Below are 21,537 nucleotides of genomic sequence, written 5' to 3' on the forward strand. Positions count from 1 at the left end.
CGCGCCGGAGGGCCAACCGGGCCCATCCTGCACAGGCCGCCCGTACGGGAGCGTCCGTTGGCCACCAGCAACGGGCGACAGGGCGGTTCGCCTGTTCGGCGGTCATTGAAGTGACCCCTTGAGACTGAACACCTCCTGACTCGGCATCCTGCCGAGGAGGAGGAAACCGCTGTGGCTCGACAGAGCAAGTACCCCGAGGAGTTCCGCCGCCAGGCCGCGGCGTTGGTGTCGACTCCGGTCGCACGATCCGGGACGTCGGCCGGGAGTTGGGCGTCAACCACGAGACGCTGCGCAACTGGGTCGACCGGATGCGGCAGGAACGCGACGGCGGCCATCCCAGTGACCTGGCCGCTGACGAGCGGGCCGAGCTGATCCGCTTGCGGCGGCAGGTCGCCCAGCTGGAGCTGGAGAAAGAGATCCGGAAAAGAGCCGGCTTTCTTCGCGAGGGAGATCCGGTGAACATGTATCCGTTCACCGAGGCGGAGCAAGCCGGCCAGCGCACCGTCAAGCGTGCGTGTGAGCTGCTTCAGGTCTCCCGGTCCGCCTACTACGTCCGCAACCAGCGGAGCACCCGCGAGCGCGTCGACGAACAGCTCACCATCAAAATTCGCGAGGTGCACGCAGCGTCGAAGGGCACCTACGGAGCGCCGCGGATCCACGCTGAGCTCGCCGAGGCCGGTCTGCGACACGGCCGTAGACGCATCACCCGCCGGATGCGTGGCGCCGGTATCCAGGGCAAGAGCCCTCGCCGCTGGCAGGGCACCACGATTGCTGACCCGAACGCGGGCACACGGCCCGACCTGATCGGCCGGGACTTCACCGTCGACCCCGCAGCAATCGACAGCCGCTGGTGCGGCGACATCACCTACATCAACACGTGGGAAGGCTGGCTGTATCTGGCCATCGTCATCGACCTTGCCTAACGCCGCGTCGTGGGCTGGGCCGTGGCCAAGCATCTCAAGAACGATCTGGTCGATGCCGCCCTGTCCGACGTGTTGCGGCGCCGCCGGCCTGGCGATGGGCTGATCGGGTCTGTTGCGTTGAGCGATGACTTGATCGACTACCGATCTGATTGGTGTGGTCTCCTTGGCTGGTGCGCTCGTCATCCCGTGTCCGGCCCTGGTCCCCACCGCCATCGGCGTTCGTCGGGTTCCGGTTCCCGTCCGAGGTGATCGTTCTGGCGGTTCGCTGGTACCTGCGCTTCAACCTCTCCTACCGGGATGTGGAGGAATTACTGGTTGAACGTGGTGTCGAGGTGGACCACGTCACGCTCTATCGGTGGATGCAGCAGTTCACTCCGCTGTTGGCCGACGCCGCCCGGTTCCACAGGCACTCACCCGGCGACCGGTGGTTCGTGGATGAGACCTATGTCAAGGTCAACGGCATTTGGCGCTACGTCTACCGGGCCATCGACCAGCACGGGCAGGTCATCGACGCACTCGCCTCATCCCGTCGCGATGCCACGGCGGCCCGCCGGTTCTTCCAACGAGCGCTGACCAGGCTGAAGGGGCCCCCGTCCGAAGTCGTCACCGACGCCGCCCCGACCTACCCCGCCGTCTTGGACGAGCTACTTCCGTCGGCCCGGCACCACGTGCAACGACACGCGAACAATCCGATCGAAGCTGATCACAGCCACCTCAAGCACCGGCTCAGACCGATGCGCGGATTACGCACCGACCGCACCGCCCAGACGATCATCACCGGACACGCCTTCGTGCAGAACCTACGACGCGGACACTACGAACTCGGACTCGATGCCCCGCCCGCGCTGTGGGTAGCCGCCGCGTTCACCGAACTGGCCCGAGCGATCTGACCAGCACCCCTGCCGCAGCTCGCCATGTCCACCGATCCAACAACGCAACAGCGCCTGGCCTACTACCTGTGCTTCGGCCCCGCAGACACCGACGACGAGACCCTGATCCGGATCGCCGGCTCCCGTTGGGCGATCGAGGAGTGCTTCCAGACCGCCAAGACCGAGGTCGGTCTGGACCACTTCCAGGTGCGCCGGTACGACGCTTGGTATCGCCACATAACCCTCGTTCTGTGCGCCCACGCCCACCTCGCCGTCACCGCCGCCCACGCAAAAGAGGGGGCACCGAATCCGATGACGGGCTCATTCCCCGCACCCTCGGCGAGGTCCGCCGTCTCCTGGCACACCTGATCACCACCACCCGACCCTTCGACCACACCCATCGATGGTCACGATGGCGACGTCGACACCAGTACCGCGCCAAAGAGGCCCGCTACCAGCGAAGACATCGACTTCATCAGGTGCGGCTGGAGTACTAACGCCGCTACCGCCCGACAGTCACGACAGACTCACCGTCTGCACATCGACCAGTCGCTATCCATAGCGAACCCGCCTGAAGTCCTCCAACCAGACACAACGCATAGATCAAGTCAATCAACTGCGGACCGTCCTCTGACATACCCACATTCGGATTCGGTCGGAATTCTGTCGCGCAAGGCGTCCGCCCTTGGACAGTCGAGGGCGGAACGCCAACCAGGACATCGTGAGCACCAAGGAGACGACCATGAACAGACGAAAACTGGCCGGCCTGTTTTCCGCCGGCCTGATGGCGATCTCGGCCGGCCTGGCCATGGCGGGGCCCGCGCAGGCCGCCACCCCGGCCAAGCCTGCCGCCGCAACCGTCAAGCCCTTCGGGATCGGGGCCGCCGTCGTGCTGCAGAACCGGGCCAGCGGCAAGTGTCTCGATGTGGCCCGCGGGTCACTGCAACTCGCCGCAGTGGTATGGAGTTGGTCCTGCGACACCAACAACTCCAACCAGAATTGGCTGATCGAGTCGGCGCTGCCCGGCTGGGTCTCGCTTCGAAACCTGCACAGCAACCTGTGCCTGGACTTGCGCGCTGGCACCGGCAACCCGGTGCACAACGGCACGACGGCCCAGCAGTGGGACTGCTTCCCGGGGTCCATCTCCACGGAGAACTGGCAGCTCAACGTCTCGCCCGTGGTCCCCGGCTACCTGACCATCCCCACCCAGTCCGCTAACGGCCTCTGCCTCGAGGTCGCCGGCGGATCCGGAGCAAACGGGGCAGCGGTCCAGGTAGCGACGTGCGCGGGCCCGGTCGACCGTCAGTTGTGGCGCATCCTGAGCTGAACCTGACGCGCAACCGGCCCGGTACCCGAGAAGTCGGGGCCGGGCCGGTTGCGATTCGATCCACCCGAGTTGCCGCCCTGCGCCAACTCGTCCCCTAAGCTCCGGCACCCGTCATCGCCGACGCCCTCGGCTGCTACACCAGGTCATCGACTCCGGTCAGGCGCCGTTGGCGCTTACGCACGCGCTACGGCTCGAACGTCCCGGCGGCATCGCGCGGTGACCGTCTCTCATCTACACAACACGTCCATCACGGGCAAGTCGTACACGACTCCCGTGGACGCAACCTGGACGCGTCCAGATGAGGCCCCGCAAACTGGGCAGACCGCAGTGTCTTGCGGCGTCCGAGCCCGCACCACAATCCACTCACCCTCATCGACAACATCCTCGATGACCAGCGGGGACAGCCCCGAGAACACCATCTGTACAAGCTTGCCGGCATCATCCACATCGGAAGCAACGACGCCCCGCTGCCCTCCGTAGCCACCGAATGTGAGACAGGGCCGTTAGATATCCACACTCCCTGGCCTCGATGGCCGTGATTGTCGTGCTACGAGTCGAGGGATTCGATGACCCGCTTGCGGGCGTGTTGGTAGATCACGGAGCTGCGGAACCCAACGATCTCGCGGCGTCCGCTGAACTTGTCCATCAGGAACGCGTGCAGGCTGTCCACGCTGGGCACGGCAACGTGGACGAGGAAGTCATCGCCGCCGGCCACGACGAACACCGACAGCACCTCAGGCAGCGCCATCGCGTACGCCTTGAAGCCCTCGATCACGGTGCGGCTGAGCGGTCGGACCTGCACGTGTAGTAAGGCTTGGACGCCGCGGTTGAGCGCGGCGAGACTGATCTCGGCGTGGTAGCCGGTGATCACACCGCGATCCCGTAACGCCCGCACGCGCTCTAGGCAGGTCGACGGCGCGATGCCGACCGCATGAGCCAGTTCACGGTTCGTCTGCCGCGCATGTGTCTGTAGGTGCTCAACGATCGCCGAATCAAGTTCGTCCACGACCGGGATTATGTCGTATCTGCCGAACGTCGTACGGCCCGGACGGGCCAACACCTTCCGAGTGGCTACTGTCGACCCGATTCAAACGACCGGATGACAGGAGTTACCATGGTTTCCGCCACCGTCGATGCCCCCATCGAGTTGATCCACGAGCGCGTCGTCATGCAGCAGGGCGCCCAGTCCGGGTTGCCGATCATCGTCGCGGTGCATTCCACCGCGCTCGGTCAGGCCATCGGTGGCTGTCGGCTGACCCACTACCCGGACTGGCGCGACGGCCTTACCGACGCTTTGCGGCTGTCCACCGCGATGTCCGACAAGTGCGCACTGGCCGGACTACCCAACGGCGGCGGCAAGACCGTCGCTGCACTGCCACCGGGCCGGGTGCTCGACGCCGCCGCACGTCAGAGCGTGCTGCACGATGTGGGCGACGTGATCGCCAGCCTGGACGGCGCCTACGCCACCGGGCCCGACGTGGGCACCAGCCCAGACGACATGGCCACGATCGCCGAGCGGACCCCGTACGCGTTCTGCCGACCGGTACGGGCTGGGGGCAGCGGCGACTCCTCGGAACATACAGCCGTGGGTGTATTGGCCGCCCTGAACGCACTGTGCGCCGAGCGGTTCGGCTCGGCCGACCTGTCCTCGCGCAGCTTCGCTGTGCTCGGGCTCGGCCGCGTCGGCGGTCACGTGGTTCGCATGCTCGCCGATGCCGGTGCCACGCTGGCAGTCAGCGACGTCGATAAGGACAAGAGGGCGCTGGCCGACCGATACGGCGCCACCTGGACCAGCCCGCAGGACTGCCTGACGGCCGACGTGGACGTCCTAGTCCCCGCCGCGCTCGGCGGCGTGCTCACCCCGCAGTCGGTGCCAACGCTGCGCTGCGCCGCGATCGCCGGACCGGCCAACAACCAACTCGACGCCCCCACCACCGCCGAGCTGCTGCACGAGCGCGGCATCCTCTGGGCGCCGGACATCGTGGTCAGCGCCGGTGGCATCATCCACGCCACCGCCGTCGAGCTGCACCACGAGACCTCGGAACAGGCAACCGTCCGGGTGCGCGGCATCGCCAACACCCTCGCCGACATCCTGCACACCGCCCGCGCCACAAGCTCGACCCCCGCGGCCGCAGCCCGATACCGCGCCGACCAACGTATGCGCAGCGGCCCCCGCCGCCCGGCCACCCACGGCCGATGACCGCCATGAACCGCAGCGACCAGCACCACACGACCGCACAACCGGACACACCCGCACCCCCTTCGGACCGGGACTCTTCCGGCGGTGTGCAGACGAGCTACGACGCGGTGGCGGCCCAGTACGCCGCGCGACTCGGCGACGAACTCAGCCACAAGACACTGGACCGTGGCCTGCTACGCGCCTTCCTCGACCTGGTCGGTACGGGCCCGATCGCAGATCTGGGCTGCGGACCGGGCCACATCACCCGCTACCTGGCCGCCCGGCACCCTGTCGTCACCGGCATCGACGTGTCACCGCGCATGATCGACATTGCTCGCGCGGCAGCGCCGGACGTCACCTTCACCGTCGGATCGCTGCTCGACCTGCCCGCGGCTGACGAAGCCTTCAGCGGTCTCGTCGCCCTGTACTCGATCATTCACCTCACCGACACCGACAGGAGCGCGGCCTGCCGCGAATTCGCCCGAACGCTGCGTCCCGACGGCTGGCTGCTCATCGCGTTCCACACCGACGCACCCGGGTTCCCAAGCGGGACCGCCAACCACCTCACGACGCTGTTCGACACCGCCGTGGACCTCACCTTCCGATTCCTCGCTCCCGACGAGGTCATCGGCGACCTGGAGACCGCCGGCTTCACCATCACCGCAACCACAATCCGTCGACCAGTCGCGACCGAGTACCCCAGTCGCCGCTGCTACCTCCTTGCCCAGCGACATCAGTGATCACCCCACGTGACTGGAGTCCTCCGCTGATCCTGAGCGATTGGCATTGGGCCGATTGCGATCAACCAGGGCTACAACTCCAGCCGACTCCTCTGCCTGACACAACATCCGCTCACCTGCATATCAAACGCCGACTGAGAACCGAGGACGATTGGCACAGCGAATATGTCATTCGTCACGCTGTTTACGGATGAGGGTCAGGAGGGCAGCGTGTGTCCGTCCGTCGGCGGCTACGACAAGGCCTCCAGCGCCAGTATGCAGCGGTTGACCCTCGATCCCGGTCACCACGCAACCGGCCGCCTCGCACAGGGCAATTCCGGCGGTGAAGTGAACGCTGTCGCGCAGATGGCCATCTGTGACATAGGCGGCGCGGCGCCCGGCAGCGACCCAGGCCACGGCAAGTGTCGTGGACACCACCCTGGGGCGGAATTGTTCAATGAAGCCCTCGTCGGCCAGCATCCGAGCGGCCAAGAAGGTGTCCTTATTCGGGAACGGCGGATCGAGATTGACGTCGACCAACCTGGACGCTGCCGACGGAACGAGTCGCTCGTCCACGCCGCCGCTGCGCACATACGCGGCGTCACCGGCGGTCCAGAACAGCTCCTCGTTGAACGGATCCGCCGAGGCAGCCACGGCCACGCCCGCCTCGGTCTGCAACGCCACGTTGACCGAGACGAGCATGTTTCGCGCGGCGTAGTTCAATGTTCCACACAGCGGGTCGACCAGCCACATCCGCCCGCTTCCCTCTAGACCGGTGCGTCCTCCTTCCTCGCCCAGCACCACATCGTCAGGACGCGCGGCGCGCAAGATGTCGACGATGGCCTTCTCGGCATCGAGATCAGCAGTGGTGGCGAAGTCACCTCCAGCCTTATCGATGCGAGCCAGCGACGATCCGTAGTGAGAGCGGACAACCTCAGCGCCGGCTTTCGCTGCGTCAATGACCAGCGCCTGATCGGTGATCAACATAGATTGACAACAGCCGGGTTCCGCATTCGGCTACCGGAATGTGGCGGTGTGTTTGTCCGGCGCTTATGAGCGTCGTAGACGTCGGCTGTTTGAGGACGGGCCGCCTGGTAGGGACGAGTCATGACTCGCCCAGGTCGTGCCGGAAGGCGTAGGCCACGGCCTGCGCCCGGTCGCGGGCGCCGATCTTCGCGAACAGGTGATTGACGTGGCTCTTCACCGTCGCCTCACTGACCGTCAGGCGAGAGGCGATCTCGGCGTTGGACAGGCCGCGGGCCATCAGCGACAGTACCTCGGCCTCACGCGGCGTGAGACCGTCTGGGAACTCCGGCCGCGGCGCCGGCTCACCCGCGATGGCGTTGACGAGATGCCGTTGCACGGCCGGGTCGATGACGGCGTGGCCGTCGAGCACCTGCCGCAGCGCCTCATAGATCTGCTCACCGCTGGCGTCCTTGGTCAGGTAGCCGCGGGCGCCGGCCCGTAACGCTTCCAGCACCGACCTGTCGTCCGAGTACGTGGTCAGCACCACCACCTTGACCTCGGGTGCCTCGGTGCGCAGGCGGCGGGTGGCCTCGACCCCGTCGCACCGCGGCATTCTCAGGTCCATGAGCACGACATCCGGCCGCACGGCGTGAACCAGCGTGACCGCCTCGGTGCCGTCGGCGGCCGCACCCACCACTTCGACGCCCTTCATCAGAGCGAGCACCATGCTCAGCCCTTCGCGGACCACCCGCTGGTCGTCGGCGATGAGCACCCGGATCATGCCGGCACCGCCAGCTCGACCCGGAACCCGTGGCCGGTCGCGCCCGCACTGAGGGTCCCGCCAAGCAGCTCGGCCCGTTCACGCATCCCGGTCAGCCCGTAACCGTCTGACTCGTCGGGAATCACGGGCGGCTGAGCGGCGAAGTCCTCGACGATCAAACGGGTGGCCGTCGATTCGTAGGCAAGACGCAGGGAGACGCGCGTCGGCGAGGCGTGCTTGGCTACGTTGGTCAGCGCCTCCTGCGCCACCCGGTAGAGGGCCAGCCGCGTCTGCGACCCCAGCGGGTGCGGCTCCCCGGATACCGCGAAATCGCACGGCACAGCCTGGTCCCGGGTGAACTGCGCGGCCAGCGCGGTCAGCCGGTCCGGGCCGGGCAGATCGTCGTCGCGCAGCATGCCGATGGCCCGTCGAGCCTCCTCCAGGCCGGCACGGGTGAGGTGGTGGGCGCGGTCGACGACGACCGGCAGTCGCGGGTCGCTCGGATCCTCGGCGATCAGCATGCGGGCGCCCTCCAGCTGCAACGACAGCCCCGACAGTGAGTGGGCGAGAACGTCATGCATCTCCCGGGCCAGCCGCTGCCGCTCGGCCAGCACGGCCGCCTCGGCCAGCGCTGTCTGGCCGGCTTCCAACTCGGCGAGCAGCCGCTTGGTCTCGCGCTGCGCCTCAGCCAGCCGGAACGCCAAATACATCAAGCCGAACAGGACGGCGAACCCGGCGAGCACGGCTAGCAAGCCGAAGTCCTGCCCGGTGATCGAAGCCACCATCTCGAGCACCACGAACGCCGCGATCAACACCGGGACGGCCACCCGCACTGGCATCAGCCCGGTCGCGGCGCACAGCACCGAGACCAGCACCGCCACCGAGCCCGGACCGCTCGGCTGCACCGCCACCAGCGTCACCGAGCTGACCAGCATCGCCCCGACGAAGACCACGTGCCTCGGCCGGATCGGCAGTTTGGCGGTCGCGTTGCGGCCGAACACCCCGACCACGAACATGGCGGTGGCCAGCATGACGATCAGCCGCTTGCCGGTCAGCCCGAATCCGGGCTCGGCAGTGGCGGCGGCCCACACGAACCACGCCAGCATCAGCGGTGTCAGCAACTGCATCCACCGCACGACCAGCAGACGGGTCAGCGCGGGCTCCTCGGTCTGCACCCCTAGAACCTAGAGGAATGTCGCTATCGCGGCATCGGCGCACGGTTGTAGACACGTCTGCACCCCCGGGTGGAGACGGAACTTCGATCCGCGCGCCGATGCTTCATCCCGGCTCTGGGACGCAGGCTGAGCGGCGTGAAAAACGACCACTTGAACACCGTAGTCAAGCTGTTGGCCGCCTTCCTGGTGATCAGCGTATCCACCGTCGTTGCCGTGGTGCTGATGCGCCACAACCCCGTGCTCGTCACCACGGCCGTCTGGGTCCGCACGCCACTGGTCGCGGCCAGCGCGGCGGTGCTCCTGCTGTTCGCCCGCCGCGCGGCCGCCGGTCACCGCAGCTCGTTCCGTCGGCTCCGCATCATCTCGATGGTGGTGCTGGCCGCGATCATCGGTGTCGTCGCCTGGCCGGGCGCGTTCCCGGTCTGGCTGCGTATCGAGCAGGCCGTGTGCGGCGTGTTCATGCTCAGCGTCGTGGTCCGCACGAATCTTCGGGTGGTTCGGTCGTCCATGAAGGCCGACTCGGGAGAACCGCCGACCACCCTCGTCGCACGGCAATAACCCGGGGCCGTGACCGAGAGCGTCGGGATCGGCGACCTGCCCCGGGCGGGCGAGCTTTCCGAGGTACGCCGGACCGCCGCGCTGGCCGGGATCGACGACTACCTGGCCGGGCTGCCACAGGGCTACGACACGATGCTGAGCCGGGTGTTCTTCGACGGATCACCGAGGAGGGCAGCCACGAGGAGCTGATGGCGGCCGACGGGCGCTACGTGGCGCTGTTCCGCCTGCAGGCCAGCGGCTACGACGTCGAGGCGGCCCCGCGATGAGATGGTTCCTGGTCCGGGTGATCGGCACCAGCATGGCGCCCACCTTCGCCGACGGGGACCGCCTGCTGTTCCGGCGGACCAGCCGGGTCGCGGTGGCGGACTGCGTGGCGTTCGAACCGCCCGAGATGTTCAGAGGCGACGGGTCGGCCGGTCGTCCGCGCTGGCTGGTCAAGCGGGTGGCGGCGCTGCCCGGTGACCCGCTCCCAGGGGCTTTCCGGGTCGCGACCGGCCTGATCGACCCGGCGGTGCCCCCCGGGCGCCTGGTCGTGCTGGGCGACAACCCGGAGAGCCTGGACTCCCGCCACTTCGGCTATCTCGACCTCGGGTCGGTGGCCGGGGTCTACTGTCGTGCGGTCCCGCGCTGAGTAGGTGCGGGCTGCGCGGCGGGTGCTCATTGTCTGGAGGGCTACAGAGCTGTCGCGGCGGCGATAAGGCGGGTGGACAGCGAGCGCGGCAAAGGGACGACGAGGAAGCCGCCCAACTGCTGCACCCAGACGACGCCACCCGAATCCGCCGGGCCCTCGACGACCTGGGCTACACCCTCATCCCCGAGGAACCCCTCTGGCGGCGCTACGACGGCACCTGGGATCCCGACACCTTCGCACCCAGCGACGCCACATGGTGGGTCCGCTACTTCGACTACCTTTGACCCGAACCGAGAAGACCATTCCTCATGATCGTCTAGCCGGACGTGTCACCCAACATCTGACATCGATCCGTCACGCATCAAGTGGGAGCCCGACGCCGTAATCACGGCAACGCGGTTCGCGTAACAATCCATAACTTTCACTCGCAACCTCATCTTCTTGCGGAATATCAACGACCGGGTGGCCGATGGCGACTTTGGTATCGCCTGGTGGGGAGATCAGACGATCACCAGCCGCTGGGGCTCCGGCGGCGAGAGCGGCTGAGCCTCGACGACTCCCCGAAAGGAATCTGAATGTTTGACTCACCAGTGCTGTCCGGTGTGGCGCTCATCGTGTCGTTGGTGTGCGCGTACCTCAGTGACAAGATCGCCGCTCGGAAGGGGGCGCGGCACGCCGGCTTCGCCGTGCTGGGCTTCGTCCTCGGGCCCATCGGGTTGGCGGTCGCCATGCTGAGGAAACCGGTGGGGCTCGGTCGGCCGTAACGGCGACACACGACGGGCCCTCCGACCACGCCGGTCGGAGGGCCTGTTCTGCCGACGCCACCGTCCGAGACGTCGTGCCGACTCATCATCGACGGAAAGGCGGCCTATTTCCTGTCCAAGCGACCAACTCCGACAAACGAAGTGATGCATGTGGCCCCGCTGCGGAGGAATGCGCGGTTCTGATCCGTCGATATAACGATTGACCGGGCGGTGGTGCGCCGCAATCACGCCGCTCACATTTCCTCGTCCGCATCATCCGGTGAGCATCTGAATCGGCGTGCCGGTCCGGCAATTGGACTCGGGACTGCGTAGATCGACACACTCCCCGCGCGCTCTGCGACGCGGTCACGCGCGAGCGCATCGATGCGCTGCCCGACCGCAGGACCCAATCAGGGCACGAGATGGATCCGGACCCGTCGAGCCCTCACGGCTGCCTCCTCCAGCACCGCCAGCCGTGGTTCGGTGGCCTCCAGCAGGTGCGGGTGGCGCAGCGCCACCAGCGGTTCGAGGCGATGGTCGGCGAGGACCGCGTCGACCGTTGACCGGTCGCCACCACAGACCAGGGCGCGTACGGGGTCGTCCGGTGTCGGCAGCGGGCCCGGCAGGTGTGGCAGGAGCACCCGAGCGGCGATGTCGGCGGCCTCCCGGGCCGCAGCGTCCGCCTGGTTGACCCGGCGGCGCGCGTACCGCTGCTGGGACCAGCCACCGGCCGCGGTACGACCCTGCACGTAGAACCGCTGGACCTTGGACTCGACGATCGTCGGGCCGTCCGCGACGCCGACGGCGACCGCGCCCTTGCGGGCCAGCAGCAGCGCCAACCGGGGTGGTCGGCCGAGCGCGGCCAGCAGCGCGTCGACGTCCGGCACGTCGGGGAGACCGGGTGGCGGGTACAGCGTCGCGATGTCACCGTTGCTCGCTCCGGTCAGGGTCAACGCCTCCTCGGCCGCGCCGTCGTGCCGTCCGTAGAAACCGTCCAGCCAGCCGCGTAGCCGGTCCGGGGAGATCTCCACCCAGCGTCCGCCACCCGCCGCCGGCCGCGGCCTCACCACGTCGACTCCACCCACCTACGATGACAGACCAGCTCGGCCACCTGTCCGGGCGGCGAGGACCGCTGATCCGGATGCACCGGACGACCACCCCGATCAGCACGCCGGCGTCGACACCTGGTTCGTCCCTGATTGTTGCGGCTGCCCTGGCAGCGGGTCGGACACCGCCGCTGGCCCGACCCGCGCGGCCGCACCGACCGCCGTCGACCGCGCGCCGGCTTCCCTTGCCGGCTGAGCGCCACCGGCGCCAACGCACCCCAGCGCGTTGCACCGTGAACCGGCACCTGTCGCCATCCTCGGCCCGGGTCTCGGCCGGCAGACACTGTCGACCGAGACCATCCTCCACCTGAACACGACGGCCTCCTGACAGCGTTTCCGGTCGTCCGCGCGCAGCGCGGTCCGGCTCTCCGCGAGCAGGAGCCGGAGCACCGCCCGAGAACGACTGCTGGTCGCCGGCACGGTGGAACTTGTCAAGGCTGGAGAACTCGCCTACCAGAGATTGATCGCCACCCGCAACGTCATCCGGTCCGGCGCGGCCCTCTCCTCCCAGGATTACCACCAGACCTACCACGCGTACGCCGAGGCGATCTGGCAGCTCAGGATGGCGGCGCGGGTGGACCTCGATCAGGCCCGGCTGGAACCGGCCGACCTGGAGCGACGGAGCTGGTCCGAACGAGAGAACTGCCGGGGATGCTGCGAGCTGGCCAGATGATGAGTCGATCGTCAACGAGGTCACATCCGCGCCGGTGGTGTAAGAGACGGCCATCGCGGGATCCGGTCTGATGCTATGAGGGGAGCGGGTCGGGCTGGTCGGTGTCGTGTTGGCCGGTGTTGATCGTGACCATGCGGGCTTTGGTGAGGAGACGGGCCGCCCACTGACCCCACGGGTAGGCCCGCTCGTGCGGTCCCGTCAGGGTCTGCGTCGCCCAGCCGTCCCATGCCGTCTCGGTTGACGTGCAGCGCCGTCGCAGCCCTCGGGTGTCCGATCCGTCACTGGCCGGACGAGGATCCAAGCGCATCCTTGCCACCACCCTTGCCAAACCGCGGCAAGGATTTTGGCAAGCAGGTCGCCCTAGGGTCACCCTCATCGCCAAGTACTCGATGGAGGAACCGATTTGTCCAGCAGAATCCTCAAGGGCTTGTGCGCCGCCTCGCTGGGTTTGGTGGCGGTCGTCGCGCCGATCGGCGGTGCGGCGGCTCAGGCCGATGACGTGACGGCCGCCTACACGTACGAGTGGAACGACGGTGTGGCCACCGGCGTGCCGATCCCCAACCCGGGCGGCGGGTGCGACGACGTGACCGGCGCCGAGGGGTGCTTCGAGCCCGACGGCGACAAGTTCTACGTCAAGGACACCAAGGCCGACGGCTACTCCGCGGTCGTCCGCTGGTACACCGACTACGGCCGCTGGGGCACCTGCCGTAACTCGCTCGGCGCTGGAAAGTGGGCGGTCTGCAACAAGGACTTCAAGGAGGGCTACTACATCCACTGGCGGGTCACCCGGTACGACGGCGACACCGGCAAGTGGGTCGACCCGGAGTCGATCGAGTCGACCGGCGTCGCCTGAGGGGGAGTCTTCGATGCGAGCCAGAATCATCAACGCCGCGATCGGGACCGCCGCGGCGGTCGCCCTGAGCGTGGCCGCCTCACCGCCGGCCCAGGCGGCCTACTCGTTCGAGTGGGACGAGGCCACCAAGGTCACCACCGGGTTCCCCAGCAGCGGCGTGCACTGCGGCGTCGCCTACACCGGCACCAGCGGCGCCGGGGTCTGCTTCGAGCCCTCCGGCGACAAGATCTGGGTGTACGACCGGGCGCCGGACAGTGCCTCGGCGGTCGCCCGCTGGTACACCGACTACGGCCGCTGGGGCACCTGCCGCAACGCGCACGGCTACGGCACCTGGGCGGTGTGCAACAAGAACTTCGCGGAGGGCCACACCATCCATTTCCGGGCCTCCCAGTACGACGGCGACACCGGCGCGTACGTCGACGGCGAGAGCGCGCTGGACTCCAGCGGCACCTGACCGGCACCACTCCTCAGACGAGGCTGCGCAGCCGCTCCCGTACCTCCTCGCTCATCGGGTCGCCGAGCTCGGCGAGGATGTCGTGAGCGGCCTGCCAGTGCCGGCGGGCGCGGCCGGGATCCTCGCCGAGCAGCGCCGCGTACCCGAGCGCGTCGTGGGCCCGGGCCTCGCCGAACCGGTGGCCGGCCTGTCGGGAGAGCGAGAGAGCCCGCTCGGCGCAGCCGGTCGCGTCGGACAGCCGGCCGAGCATCCGGTACGTGTCGCTGAGGTCGCTCAACGCGTCGCCCTGGCCGTACCGGTTGCTGGTCTCGTCGAAGACGTCGATCGCCCGCCGCTGATAGGGCACCGCTTCGGCGGCCCGGCCGAGGCGGACCAGGACCGACCCGATGCCGGACAGCGCGGAGGCTTCGATCAACGGATGGCCGATCTCCTGGCAGATCGCCAGCGCCTCCCGCGCGCAGGACATGCTCTCCTCCAGGCTGCCCAGCTCCTCGTAGGACTTGCTCAGGTTGTACAGGATGGCGGCTTCGGACTTGCGGTCGCCGAGCCGGCGTTTGACGGCCAGCGCCTCGCGCAGGCAGGCGTTGCCGGCCGCGGGCTGACCGGCCACGCCGTAGCCGGCAGCCAGGTGGTTGAGGACCCACGCGAGGGCGTTGTCGTCGGCCAGCCGGCGGGCGGCGGCCACGGCGATCTCGTGCGTGCCGATCCAGTCGGCCGAATAGCCGCGGAGGCTGAGCAGATCCCACAGCTCGACCGTCAGCTGCCAGGCGATGTCGTCCATCCCGGCGGACGCGGCCAGGCGCACCGCCGCGACGAGATTGGCCCGCTCGGTCTCCAGCCACGCGAGCGCCTCGTCGTGCGAGCCGAACTCGGGAACCGCGAGCCCGGCGTCCGGCAGCTCGACGTGGGTGCGCAGGGGGCCGACCGTCCGGGCTGCCGCCGACGTGGCGTGCAGGTACCAGGTCAGCAGGCCGCGCAGAGCCTCCTCCCGCCGGTCTGGCGTCTCGCCGGCCAGCACGCACTCGGCCGCGTACAGGCGTACCAGGTCGTGCATCCGGTAACGGCCCGGACCGGTGGTCTGGACCAGGTGGGCGTTCAGCAGGGCGTCGAGGTCGGCCGCCCGGCCCTGCGGCCCCGCGAGACTGAGCGCGGCCGCGGCCCCGAAGTCGCCGGCCGGATGCAAGCCCAGCCGGCGGAACAGCCGGGCGCCGTCCGGGCTCAGCGCGTGATAGGACCACGACAGGATGCCGCGAACCGTGGCCGGCGGATCCCCCGGGACGCCCATCGCGTCGAGCCGGCGGCTCTCGTCGGCCAGCTCGGCCGCGAGCTCCGCCAGCGGCGTCGCGGGGTAACGGGCCACGCGCTCCGCGAGGATCCGCACGGCCAGGGGCAGGCCACCGCACAGGCGTACGAGCTTGGCGGCGGCTTCGGGCTCGCCGGAAGGCCGACGATCCTGCAGGACCCGCTCGAACAGCAGGAAGGCGTCCTCGTACGGCAGGTAATCAAGGAACAGGCGGCGAGCGCCGTCCCGCGCCACCAGGCCGGACAGGTCGTCCCGGCTGGTTACCAGCACGACGGCGCTGCCGGTGCCGGGAAGCAGCGGGCGGACCTGCTCGGCCGAGCGGGCGTTGTCCAGCAGCACCAGCATCCGCCGGCCGGCCAGCACGGTGCGGTACACGGCGGACAGCTCGTCGACCGACTGCGTCGCGCCGGCCGGCTGATAGCCCATGGCCCGCAGAAATCCGCTCAGCGCCTCCTCGGGCGTCACCGGAGCGGCCGGGTCGTAGCCGCGCAGGTTCACGTACAGCTGTCCGTCGGGGAACCGGTCGGCCACCTCATGCGCCCAATGCACCGCGACCGAGGTCTTGCCGACGCCCGGGCTGCCGGCGATCGCCGAGATGATCATCGGGCCGGGCCGCATCGTCTCGCCGGGCAGCAGCTGGTCCAGCTGTTTGAGCGTGTCCGCGCGGCCGGTGAACCACGTCAGCGCGGGCGGCAGTTGGGCCGGCACACCCGCGCGCCGAGCCGGACTCAACGCGGGATCGCGGCGCAGGATCGCGACGTACCCATCGTGCACGTCACGGCCGGGCTCGACGCCCAGATCCTCGTCGAGGCGCTCGCGGAGACGCTGATACGTGGTCAGCGCCTCGGCTTGGCGGCCGGCGCGGTACTGGGCCAGCATCAGATGCCCGGCCAGCCGCTCGTGGTGCGGATATTCCGCGGACCACTGGGTGAGCTCGCCGATCAGACCGTCCGGTTCGATCTCGGCCAGCCGCTCCATCGTCGCGACCCGCAGTTCGGTGAGTTCGCCGCCGACCCGTTGCCGGAGGCGATCCGACGCGATGTCGGCGAGCAACGGCCCCCGCCACAGGTCGAGCGCGCGGCGCAGCAGGGTGACCCGGTCGCCGGTGGCCGCCTCCCGGACGAGGGCGCGGAACACGTGGGCGTCGACGCGCCGCCGGTCGATCTCGACGAGATAACCGGCCGGGTGGGTGATCAGCCGGATGCCGGCCCGCCCGGTGCCGTCCGGGTCCAGGCGGGCCCGCAGCCGTGACATGTGGGCGTGCAGGCTCGATCGCGCGGTGTCCGGGGGCTCGCCGTCCCACAGCAGGTCGATGAGCCGGTCGAGCGGCACGACGGCTCCGGCGTCGAGCAGCAGGACCGCGAGCATGCACCGCGTCATGCGCCGGCCGAGCTCGACGGGCCCGTGGTCATCGACCACCTCGAAGCGCCCGAGCAGCCGGAAATCCATGACCGGTAACCCTACCGATGCGTACACATAGGTCAGTTACGGGTTCCGGCCGCGGCGGACCGCGCGAGGCTCCGTTGCGTTGAGCGTTGGCTGGATCGAGGCAGGTTTGAGCAATGACGTCATCGATCCGTCCCGGCCCGTGGCTGCCTTCGAAGTCGGCGTTCACCGGGTTTCGGATCCCGCGAGAGGTGATCGTGGTCGCGGTGCGCTGGTATCTGCGCCACTGCTTGTCCTGTCGCGATGTTGAAGAACTGCTGGTCGAACGTGGCTAGGCGGTCGATCACGTGACGGTCTACCGCTGGTCTCGGCCCGCCGGGACGCCGGCGCGGCCCGGAGGTTCTTCCGCCGAACGTTGTCGGCGTTGAAGGTGACACCCGTGGAGGTGGTCACCGACGCCGCCGCGGTCTACCCCGGCGTGCTCGACCAGCTGATCCCGTCCGCGTGGCACCACGTCGAGCAGCACGCCGACAATCCGATCGAGGCTGATCACAGCCAGCTCGAACAGCGGTTGAGACCGATGCGCGGGCTACGAACGGACAGGACAGCACAGGTGATCATCGCCGGTCACGCGTTCATGCAGAACCTCCGACGCGGCCACTACGAACTCGCCATCGACACCCCGCCGACCACGCGGGTCGCCGCTGCGTTCACCGAACTCACCCAAGCGATCTGACCGCGGACCTGACACGGGTTCAACACGTCCGCCGATCCGCTGACGCAACGCCGCCCCGAGGCAGCCTCCACGTAGATCCGGGAACTGGAGCGCTCAAGGTCTGCGGAAGTTTCAACGGCTTACTGGTGCAGGTGTGCGCGCTGTCCCTCGCGGTCGAAGACCATGATCAGCTCGGCCGGCTCGTCAAGCGCTGTCATCGAGTGCGGTGTCATCGTCGAGAACTCGGCTGCCTCGCCCTTTTCGACCTCGATCTGTCGCTCACCGAGCCACAGCACCACCTTGCCCTCGAGCACCAGGAACCAGTCGTACCCCGGATGGACCCGCTGGGCGGGCATTGCCGCCTCGGGTTCCAACCGGATCTTCATCGCGACGGTGCGTCCGTCGACGCGGCTCAGGGGCCACGTTGTGCGCGATCCCGAACGGTGCTGCACGGGGCGGATCACCACGTCCTCGTCGCTGGGTGCCTCGAAGAGGACGTCGAGGCTGACTTGGAGGGCGTCGGCCAAGGGCACGAGCACGTCGAGGCTGAGCGTCCGTTTGCCTGTCTCGACCCGGCTGATCGTCGACGGGCTGAGGTTGCTGCGCTGGGCGAGTTCGTCCAGGGAGTAGCCGAACGTGGTGCGGATGCTTCGCAGCCGGGTGCGCGCCAGCCGCTCGACTTCACTGCGGTCGTTCATCTCCCCAGCATGGAGATGCTTTGCGAATATCGCAAGCTTCCTTTCAGATGCCGCCAGGTGTTCCTACGCTGGACGCATGACGGACCATGCCCACGGAACCTCCGAACACACACCGCACCAGCGCATCGTCCGGAGCTGCGACGTCGCCGTCATCGGCGGGTCCGCGGCCGGTCTGGCGGCCGCGCTGCAGCTCGTTCGTCAGCGACGCTCGGTCATCGTCATCGACGACGACACCCCGAGGAATGCGCCAGCAGAGCACATACATGGCTACCTGGGACGCGAGGGCACCCCACCCGAGACGATGCGGACCATCGGGCGCGAGGAGGTCCGGAGCTATGGTGGCAACGTCCTCACCGGCCGTGTCCTGGCGGTGCGGACCGAGGACGACGGGTTCCACCTCGCGCTCTCGGGCGGCCACGGACTCGTCGCACGCCGGATACTGGCCGCCACCGGCATCGCTGATGAGCTCCCCGACATCGAGGGCCTCGCCGAGCGCTGGGGTCGCCAGGTGATCAACTGTCCGTTCTGCCATGGCTGGGAGGTCCGCGACCTGCGGGTCGTGCAGATCGTCACGACGGCGATCGGACTGCACCCGACCCAGCTGATGCGGCACCTGACCGACCAGTTGACCGTGGTGCTGCATGACGCGAAGGGGATCGACCAGGCCGCGGTGCAGACTCTCGTCGCCTCCGGGGTCCCGGTGATCGAGAGTGCTGTGCGCCGGGTAGCCGACGCCGACCCGGAAGGGTCACTCATCGTCGAACTCGCCGACGGCCGCAGCCTGCCAGCCGACGCGATCCTCACCGGGGCCCGGTTCCGTCCCCGGATCGAGATGCTCGCCGGGCTCGGCATCGACACCACGGCCCACCCCAGCGGACTCGGTGACCTCGTCGCGGTCGACCCCACCGGACGTACCAGCGTGGAGGGCGTCTTCGCCGCCGGGAACCTGACGGACCCGAGCACCCAGGTCCTGCAGGCAGCGGCGAACGGTAGCTGGATCGGTGCCCAGATCGCCTTCAGCCTCGCCGCCGAGGACACCGCTGCCGGTGTCCGCCCCTCCGGCGTCGCCATCGAGTGGGACAGTCGTTACGGGGAACAGGAACGCATGTGGAGCGCCAACCCGAACGGCACACTCATGGCGGAGGCGACGGACCTGCCCCCCGGGCGGGCGCTCGACGTCGGCGCGGGTGAAGGAGCCGACGCGCTCTGGCTGGCCGAACGAGGCTGGCAGGTGACCGCCTCCGACGTCTCCAGCAGGGCACTCGACCGCATCCGGGCTGAAGCGGAACGTCGCGGGCTCGACGTGCGCACGCTGCACCACGACGCCAACGACCCCGCCGCATACGCAGACGAGACCTACGACCTCGTCTCCCTGCAGTACGGTTCGTTCCAACGCACCCCCGAGCAGCGCGGACTGCGCAACCTGCTCGACGCCGTGGCCGTCGGTGGGACGCTGCTCGTCGTCGGTCACGATCTGACCTGGCTCCAGCAGCCGTCGGACCCCGGCGAACAGACCCACATGTACGACCCGGAGGCGTACGTCGGCATCGATGAGATCGCCGCCGAGATCATGGCTTCGGACGACTGGCGTATCGACGTGAACGAGACTCGCCTGCGCCCCGCGGGGGCGATCAGCACACACCACGTCAACGACGTCGTGCTGCGCGCCGTCCGACTGGACCACCCCAAGGAGTAGGGCTGGCGAACCGCCGCAAGGAACAACCCGAGACGAACGAGAGCACCTTACCGATCAGAGAAGGAGCCCTCGTAAAGGCCTCGTTGGTCAATTGTTCCAGTGTGTGGAGACCAGGTCGGTATGTCCCGCCATGGCGCACCGACCCGGGTCCGCCACCGGATCCCGTCAATGAGCTGCCGTTTCGTCCATGTCGGCGACCGAACAGCTCTTCGATCAGGCGATCACTACCAGAACGCTGATTCGCAACAGCGACGTCTGACCTGACGCCAATCACCCCGAACCGAGCAGGCGCCGGCCAAGGAGGGCCACGGTGTCCACGACCAAGCCCGGTCGTGGGCGGGCTGGCTCGCACCGGCGGATGCCAGACCAGCCTCACCGATCGCGGACTCCCGGCCCAACAGCAGATTTTCGGCCCCGTCCCAGCTGCGTCAGATTCAGGAGGTCCAGCCCCAACGATTCCGGTACGCGCGACAGGTGATCACGGCACAGCCGGCGAACGGTCGCCGCCAGTTCCTGGTTGCCGCGCCCCCAGCCCTGGTCCCATTCGTCCACGATCACATGCAGGTCGGTGAACGGGCTGCGCCAGATCTCGTCGATGTCGAGGTGCCAGGAGACGAAGGCCGAGACATGCTCGCTGACGGTTCGCTCGTCGACCTCACCATCGATCAGTCGGCTCACGCAGCGCCTGCCCGTCGTGCCCGGCAGCAAGCCGGTCCGCCGCGTACCAGGGCACCCGGTCGACATCAACGCCGCCCAGCGCATACTCGGCGGCAACCAGTTCCGGTGACTTACCCATGACCCTGTTCCTGCTCGCGCAAGACGGTGCGGGCTCGCATGAGGGCGAAGCCGAGCAGGTTCAGCCCGCGCCAACGTGCGGGATCAGCGGCGTCCGGGTGGTCGGCGGCCAGGCCGATGCCCCAGATCTGGTCGAGCGGGCTCGCCTCCACGAGCACCCGCTCACCGGTACCGAGCAGATAGGCGCGCAGCGCGGGATGCTGGCCGAACTTCTCCACATTTCCGGCCACCACGACATCGTAGCGGCGCTGTTCCCACACCTGCTGGTCGAACCCGGTGACCTGCTGGCCGAGGAGCTTCGCCGCGTGCGGATGCGCCACGGTCAGGATCTGGGCGGCCGTTGCCTGGTCGTCGAAGAGGGTGGCCTTGCGCCACATCATGTAGTGCTCGGCGGTGGCGAAGCGCAGCCCGTCGATGGTGAACGCTACCGGCCACCACTGGCTCAAACATCCGGCGCCGACGCTGCCGTCGCGCTGCGGCTGGTGGCCCCAGAAGAACAGGAACTTCAACCGGGCGCCCGCACGCATCGCGTCGGTCAAATCGACGACGCTGCTCACTGACGTAACCACGCCAGCGAGTGTGCCGCACCGGCAGGTTCCATCGCACGGCCATTACCGCAGCGATCCCCTCCCGCCGCCGTCGGCATCAAGCTCGTCGTAGGGGGTTTCTCCTGGACGATCGGCCTGCCGGAGCCGATGGTTCCTTCCCCGGTGGTGGGCAAGACCGGTAAGCGCTTCGGGATCAACGTCATGGCCGCGATCAGCAACCGGGCGAGTTGTACTTCACCCGCTACCACGGCTCGTTCACCGGACCGGTGTTCCTGGCCTTCCTCAAACGCCTCGTCGGCCACCTGGACCGGCAGCGATCAGGCGGCTACTCTGCCCGCCGGTCCACGCCCGCGCCGCCGATATGTCGCCGGTGGCGGCCTGCCGTTCGGCTTTGTCACAGCCGATGCTGCCGCAGGCGCCAGCCGCTCAGCCCGCTGGCCGCGTACGTCGAAGCGAACAG

At 68.4% G+C, this 21,537-nt stretch carries 22 protein-coding genes and 5 pseudogenes; 15 read left to right on the forward strand and 12 right to left on the reverse strand.

The window, feature by feature from the left end:
* Positions 1–242: 242 nt before the first annotated feature.
* The 4 genes and pseudogenes from ACXN5W_RS30655 to ACXN5W_RS30670 all read left to right on the forward strand — a co-directional run.
* A pseudogene (locus ACXN5W_RS30655) lies at positions 243–923 on the forward strand (IS3 family transposase); the annotation flags it as partial.
* 170 nt (positions 924–1,093) lie between these two features.
* The gene (locus ACXN5W_RS30660; RefSeq protein WP_473161856.1) at positions 1,094–1,813 is read left to right on the forward strand and encodes an IS6 family transposase; all 720 of its coding nucleotides are present in this window, start codon (positions 1,094–1,096) and stop codon (positions 1,811–1,813) included.
* 96 nt (positions 1,814–1,909) lie between these two features.
* Positions 1,910–2,161, forward strand: a pseudogene (locus ACXN5W_RS30665) (IS701 family transposase); the annotation flags it as partial.
* A gap of 373 nt (positions 2,162–2,534) precedes the next feature.
* Positions 2,535–3,119, forward strand: coding sequence for an RICIN domain-containing protein (locus tag ACXN5W_RS30670; protein WP_473161857.1), 585 nt, complete (start codon positions 2,535–2,537; stop codon positions 3,117–3,119).
* A 248-nt stretch (positions 3,120–3,367) separates the two neighbouring features.
* Here ACXN5W_RS30670 and ACXN5W_RS30675 read toward each other — a convergent pair.
* Positions 3,368–3,538 (reverse strand): annotated as a pseudogene (locus ACXN5W_RS30675) (ISL3 family transposase); the annotation flags it as partial.
* Between the two features lie 128 nt (positions 3,539–3,666).
* The gene (locus ACXN5W_RS30680) at positions 3,667–4,125 is read right to left on the reverse strand and encodes an Lrp/AsnC family transcriptional regulator (protein ID WP_473161858.1); all 459 of its coding nucleotides are present in this window, start codon (positions 4,123–4,125) and stop codon (positions 3,667–3,669) included.
* Positions 4,126–4,233: 108 nt separating this feature from the next.
* On the opposite strand from ACXN5W_RS30680, the gene ACXN5W_RS30685 reads away from it, so the two are divergent.
* Both ACXN5W_RS30685 and ACXN5W_RS30690 read left to right on the forward strand, forming a co-directional pair.
* On the forward strand, positions 4,234–5,319 hold the full coding sequence (locus ACXN5W_RS30685) for a Glu/Leu/Phe/Val dehydrogenase dimerization domain-containing protein (protein ID WP_473161859.1): 1,086 nt from the start codon (positions 4,234–4,236) through the stop codon (positions 5,317–5,319).
* On the forward strand, positions 5,316–6,038 hold the full coding sequence (locus ACXN5W_RS30690; protein WP_473161860.1) for a class I SAM-dependent methyltransferase: 723 nt from the start codon (positions 5,316–5,318) through the stop codon (positions 6,036–6,038). The genes ACXN5W_RS30685 and ACXN5W_RS30690 overlap by 4 nt, the downstream gene beginning before the upstream one ends.
* A 168-nt stretch (positions 6,039–6,206) precedes the next feature.
* Here ACXN5W_RS30690 and ACXN5W_RS30695 read toward each other — a convergent pair whose 3' ends face one another.
* The 3 genes from ACXN5W_RS30695 to ACXN5W_RS30705 form a co-directional block, all read right to left on the reverse strand.
* A complete protein-coding gene (locus tag ACXN5W_RS30695) occupies positions 6,207–7,004 on the reverse strand; it encodes an inositol monophosphatase family protein (protein WP_473161861.1) in 798 nt (265 codons plus the stop codon).
* Between the two features lie 118 nt (positions 7,005–7,122).
* A complete protein-coding gene (locus tag ACXN5W_RS30700; RefSeq protein WP_473161862.1) occupies positions 7,123–7,764 on the reverse strand; it encodes a response regulator in 642 nt (213 codons plus the stop codon).
* Positions 7,761–8,918, reverse strand: a complete 1,158-nt coding sequence (locus ACXN5W_RS30705; protein ID WP_473161863.1) for a sensor histidine kinase — start codon at positions 8,916–8,918, stop codon at positions 7,761–7,763. Before ACXN5W_RS30705 ends, ACXN5W_RS30700 begins: the two co-directional genes overlap by 4 nt.
* A 69-nt stretch (positions 8,919–8,987) precedes the next feature.
* On the opposite strand from ACXN5W_RS30705, the gene ACXN5W_RS30710 reads away from it, so the two are divergent.
* The 4 genes from ACXN5W_RS30710 to ACXN5W_RS30725 all read left to right on the forward strand — a co-directional run bounded on the left by ACXN5W_RS30710 (position 8,988) and on the right by ACXN5W_RS30725 (position 10,871).
* Positions 8,988–9,476 carry a hypothetical protein gene (locus ACXN5W_RS30710; protein WP_473161864.1) on the forward strand — a complete coding sequence of 163 codons (489 nt, stop codon included), beginning with the start codon at positions 8,988–8,990 and terminating at the stop codon, positions 9,474–9,476.
* Positions 9,477–9,485: 9 nt separating this feature from the next.
* Complete coding sequence (locus tag ACXN5W_RS30715) at positions 9,486–9,665, forward strand: hypothetical protein (protein ID WP_473161865.1); 180 nt, start codon at positions 9,486–9,488, stop codon at positions 9,663–9,665.
* A gap of 73 nt (positions 9,666–9,738) precedes the next feature.
* Positions 9,739–10,107, forward strand: a complete 369-nt coding sequence (locus ACXN5W_RS30720; RefSeq protein WP_473161866.1) for a S26 family signal peptidase — start codon at positions 9,739–9,741, stop codon at positions 10,105–10,107.
* Between the two features lie 575 nt (positions 10,108–10,682).
* The gene (locus ACXN5W_RS30725) at positions 10,683–10,871 is read left to right on the forward strand and encodes a hypothetical protein (RefSeq protein WP_473161867.1); all 189 of its coding nucleotides are present in this window, start codon (positions 10,683–10,685) and stop codon (positions 10,869–10,871) included.
* Between the two features lie 389 nt (positions 10,872–11,260).
* Here the strand turns inward: ACXN5W_RS30725 and ACXN5W_RS30730 are convergent, their stop codons facing one another.
* Positions 11,261–11,920 (reverse strand): acVLRF1 family peptidyl-tRNA hydrolase, encoded by a 660-nt coding sequence (locus tag ACXN5W_RS30730; RefSeq protein WP_473161868.1) that lies wholly within the window; start codon positions 11,918–11,920, stop codon positions 11,261–11,263.
* A 457-nt stretch (positions 11,921–12,377) separates the two neighbouring features.
* Between ACXN5W_RS30730 and ACXN5W_RS30735 the strand changes: the two genes are divergently transcribed.
* The 3 genes from ACXN5W_RS30735 (at position 12,378) to ACXN5W_RS30745 (ending at position 13,936) form a co-directional block, all read left to right on the forward strand.
* Positions 12,378–12,629 (forward strand): hypothetical protein, encoded by a 252-nt coding sequence (locus ACXN5W_RS30735; protein WP_473161869.1) that lies wholly within the window; start codon positions 12,378–12,380, stop codon positions 12,627–12,629.
* Positions 12,630–13,032: 403 nt separating this feature from the next.
* Entirely contained in the window at positions 13,033–13,482 is a 450-nt protein-coding gene (locus ACXN5W_RS30740) for a hypothetical protein (RefSeq protein ID WP_473161870.1), read from the forward strand.
* Between the two features lie 13 nt (positions 13,483–13,495).
* On the forward strand, positions 13,496–13,936 hold the full coding sequence (locus tag ACXN5W_RS30745) for a hypothetical protein (RefSeq protein ID WP_473161871.1): 441 nt from the start codon (positions 13,496–13,498) through the stop codon (positions 13,934–13,936).
* 13 nt (positions 13,937–13,949) lie between these two features.
* Here the strand turns inward: ACXN5W_RS30745 and ACXN5W_RS30750 are convergent, their stop codons facing one another.
* Positions 13,950–16,688, reverse strand: coding sequence for an AfsR/SARP family transcriptional regulator (locus tag ACXN5W_RS30750; RefSeq protein ID WP_473161872.1), 2,739 nt, complete (start codon positions 16,686–16,688; stop codon positions 13,950–13,952).
* Between the two features lie 113 nt (positions 16,689–16,801).
* Between ACXN5W_RS30750 and ACXN5W_RS30755 the strand changes: the two are divergent.
* Positions 16,802–17,361 (forward strand): annotated as a pseudogene (locus ACXN5W_RS30755) (DDE-type integrase/transposase/recombinase).
* A gap of 119 nt (positions 17,362–17,480) precedes the next feature.
* On the opposite strand, the gene ACXN5W_RS30760 reads toward ACXN5W_RS30755, so the two are convergent.
* Positions 17,481–18,038: a helix-turn-helix domain-containing protein gene (locus ACXN5W_RS30760; protein ID WP_473161873.1), complete on the reverse strand. Its 558-nt coding sequence runs from the start codon at positions 18,036–18,038 to the stop codon at positions 17,481–17,483.
* 76 nt (positions 18,039–18,114) lie between these two features.
* Between ACXN5W_RS30760 and ACXN5W_RS30765 the strand changes: the two genes are divergently transcribed.
* On the forward strand, positions 18,115–19,734 hold the full coding sequence (locus ACXN5W_RS30765) for an FAD-dependent oxidoreductase (protein WP_473161874.1): 1,620 nt from the start codon (positions 18,115–18,117) through the stop codon (positions 19,732–19,734).
* A gap of 116 nt (positions 19,735–19,850) precedes the next feature.
* Here the strand turns inward: ACXN5W_RS30765 and ACXN5W_RS30770 are convergent.
* The 4 genes and pseudogenes from ACXN5W_RS30770 to ACXN5W_RS30785 all read right to left on the reverse strand — a co-directional run.
* Positions 19,851–19,934: pseudogene (locus ACXN5W_RS30770) on the reverse strand (IS5/IS1182 family transposase); the annotation flags it as partial.
* Between the two features lie 172 nt (positions 19,935–20,106).
* Complete coding sequence (locus tag ACXN5W_RS30775; RefSeq protein ID WP_473161875.1) at positions 20,107–20,412, reverse strand: hypothetical protein; 306 nt, start codon at positions 20,410–20,412, stop codon at positions 20,107–20,109.
* Positions 20,390–20,530 carry a hypothetical protein gene (locus tag ACXN5W_RS30780; protein ID WP_473161876.1) on the reverse strand — a complete coding sequence of 47 codons (141 nt, stop codon included), beginning with the start codon at positions 20,528–20,530 and terminating at the stop codon, positions 20,390–20,392. The genes ACXN5W_RS30775 and ACXN5W_RS30780 overlap by 23 nt, the downstream gene beginning before the upstream one ends.
* Positions 20,523–21,056 (reverse strand): NADAR family protein, encoded by a 534-nt coding sequence (locus ACXN5W_RS30785; RefSeq protein ID WP_473161887.1) that lies wholly within the window; start codon positions 21,054–21,056, stop codon positions 20,523–20,525. The genes ACXN5W_RS30780 and ACXN5W_RS30785 overlap by 8 nt, the downstream gene beginning before the upstream one ends.
* Positions 21,057–21,537 lie beyond the last annotated feature (481 nt).

The organism is Plantactinospora sp. A48, from assembly GCF_055793945.1.

What these genes read in the sequence shown, in the direction of transcription:
- ACXN5W_RS30725 (WP_473161867.1), top strand. Translation starts at nt 10,683, where the DNA reads ATGTTTGACTCACCAGTGCTGTCCGGTGTGGCGCTCATCGTGTCGTTG.
- ACXN5W_RS30720 (WP_473161866.1), top strand. Translation starts at nt 9,739, where the DNA reads ATGAGATGGTTCCTGGTCCGGGTGATCGGCACCAGCATGGCGCCCACC.
- ACXN5W_RS30785 (WP_473161887.1), bottom strand. Translation starts at nt 21,056, where the DNA reads ATGCGTGCGGGCGCCCGGTTGAAGTTCCTGTTCTTCTGGGGCCACCAG.
- ACXN5W_RS30670 (WP_473161857.1), top strand. Translation starts at nt 2,535, where the DNA reads ATGAACAGACGAAAACTGGCCGGCCTGTTTTCCGCCGGCCTGATGGCG.
- ACXN5W_RS30750 (WP_473161872.1), bottom strand. Translation starts at nt 16,688, where the DNA reads ATGGATTTCCGGCTGCTCGGGCGCTTCGAGGTGGTCGATGACCACGGG.
- ACXN5W_RS30690 (WP_473161860.1), top strand. Translation starts at nt 5,316, where the DNA reads ATGACCGCCATGAACCGCAGCGACCAGCACCACACGACCGCACAACCG.
- ACXN5W_RS30695 (WP_473161861.1), bottom strand. Translation starts at nt 7,004, where the DNA reads ATGTTGATCACCGATCAGGCGCTGGTCATTGACGCAGCGAAAGCCGGC.
- ACXN5W_RS30780 (WP_473161876.1), bottom strand. Translation starts at nt 20,530, where the DNA reads ATGGGTAAGTCACCGGAACTGGTTGCCGCCGAGTATGCGCTGGGCGGC.
- ACXN5W_RS30765 (WP_473161874.1), top strand. Translation starts at nt 18,115, where the DNA reads ATGACGGACCATGCCCACGGAACCTCCGAACACACACCGCACCAGCGC.
- ACXN5W_RS30760 (WP_473161873.1), bottom strand. Translation starts at nt 18,038, where the DNA reads ATGAACGACCGCAGTGAAGTCGAGCGGCTGGCGCGCACCCGGCTGCGA.
- ACXN5W_RS30745 (WP_473161871.1), top strand. Translation starts at nt 13,496, where the DNA reads ATGCGAGCCAGAATCATCAACGCCGCGATCGGGACCGCCGCGGCGGTC.
- ACXN5W_RS30685 (WP_473161859.1), top strand. Translation starts at nt 4,234, where the DNA reads ATGGTTTCCGCCACCGTCGATGCCCCCATCGAGTTGATCCACGAGCGC.
- ACXN5W_RS30700 (WP_473161862.1), bottom strand. Translation starts at nt 7,764, where the DNA reads ATGATCCGGGTGCTCATCGCCGACGACCAGCGGGTGGTCCGCGAAGGG.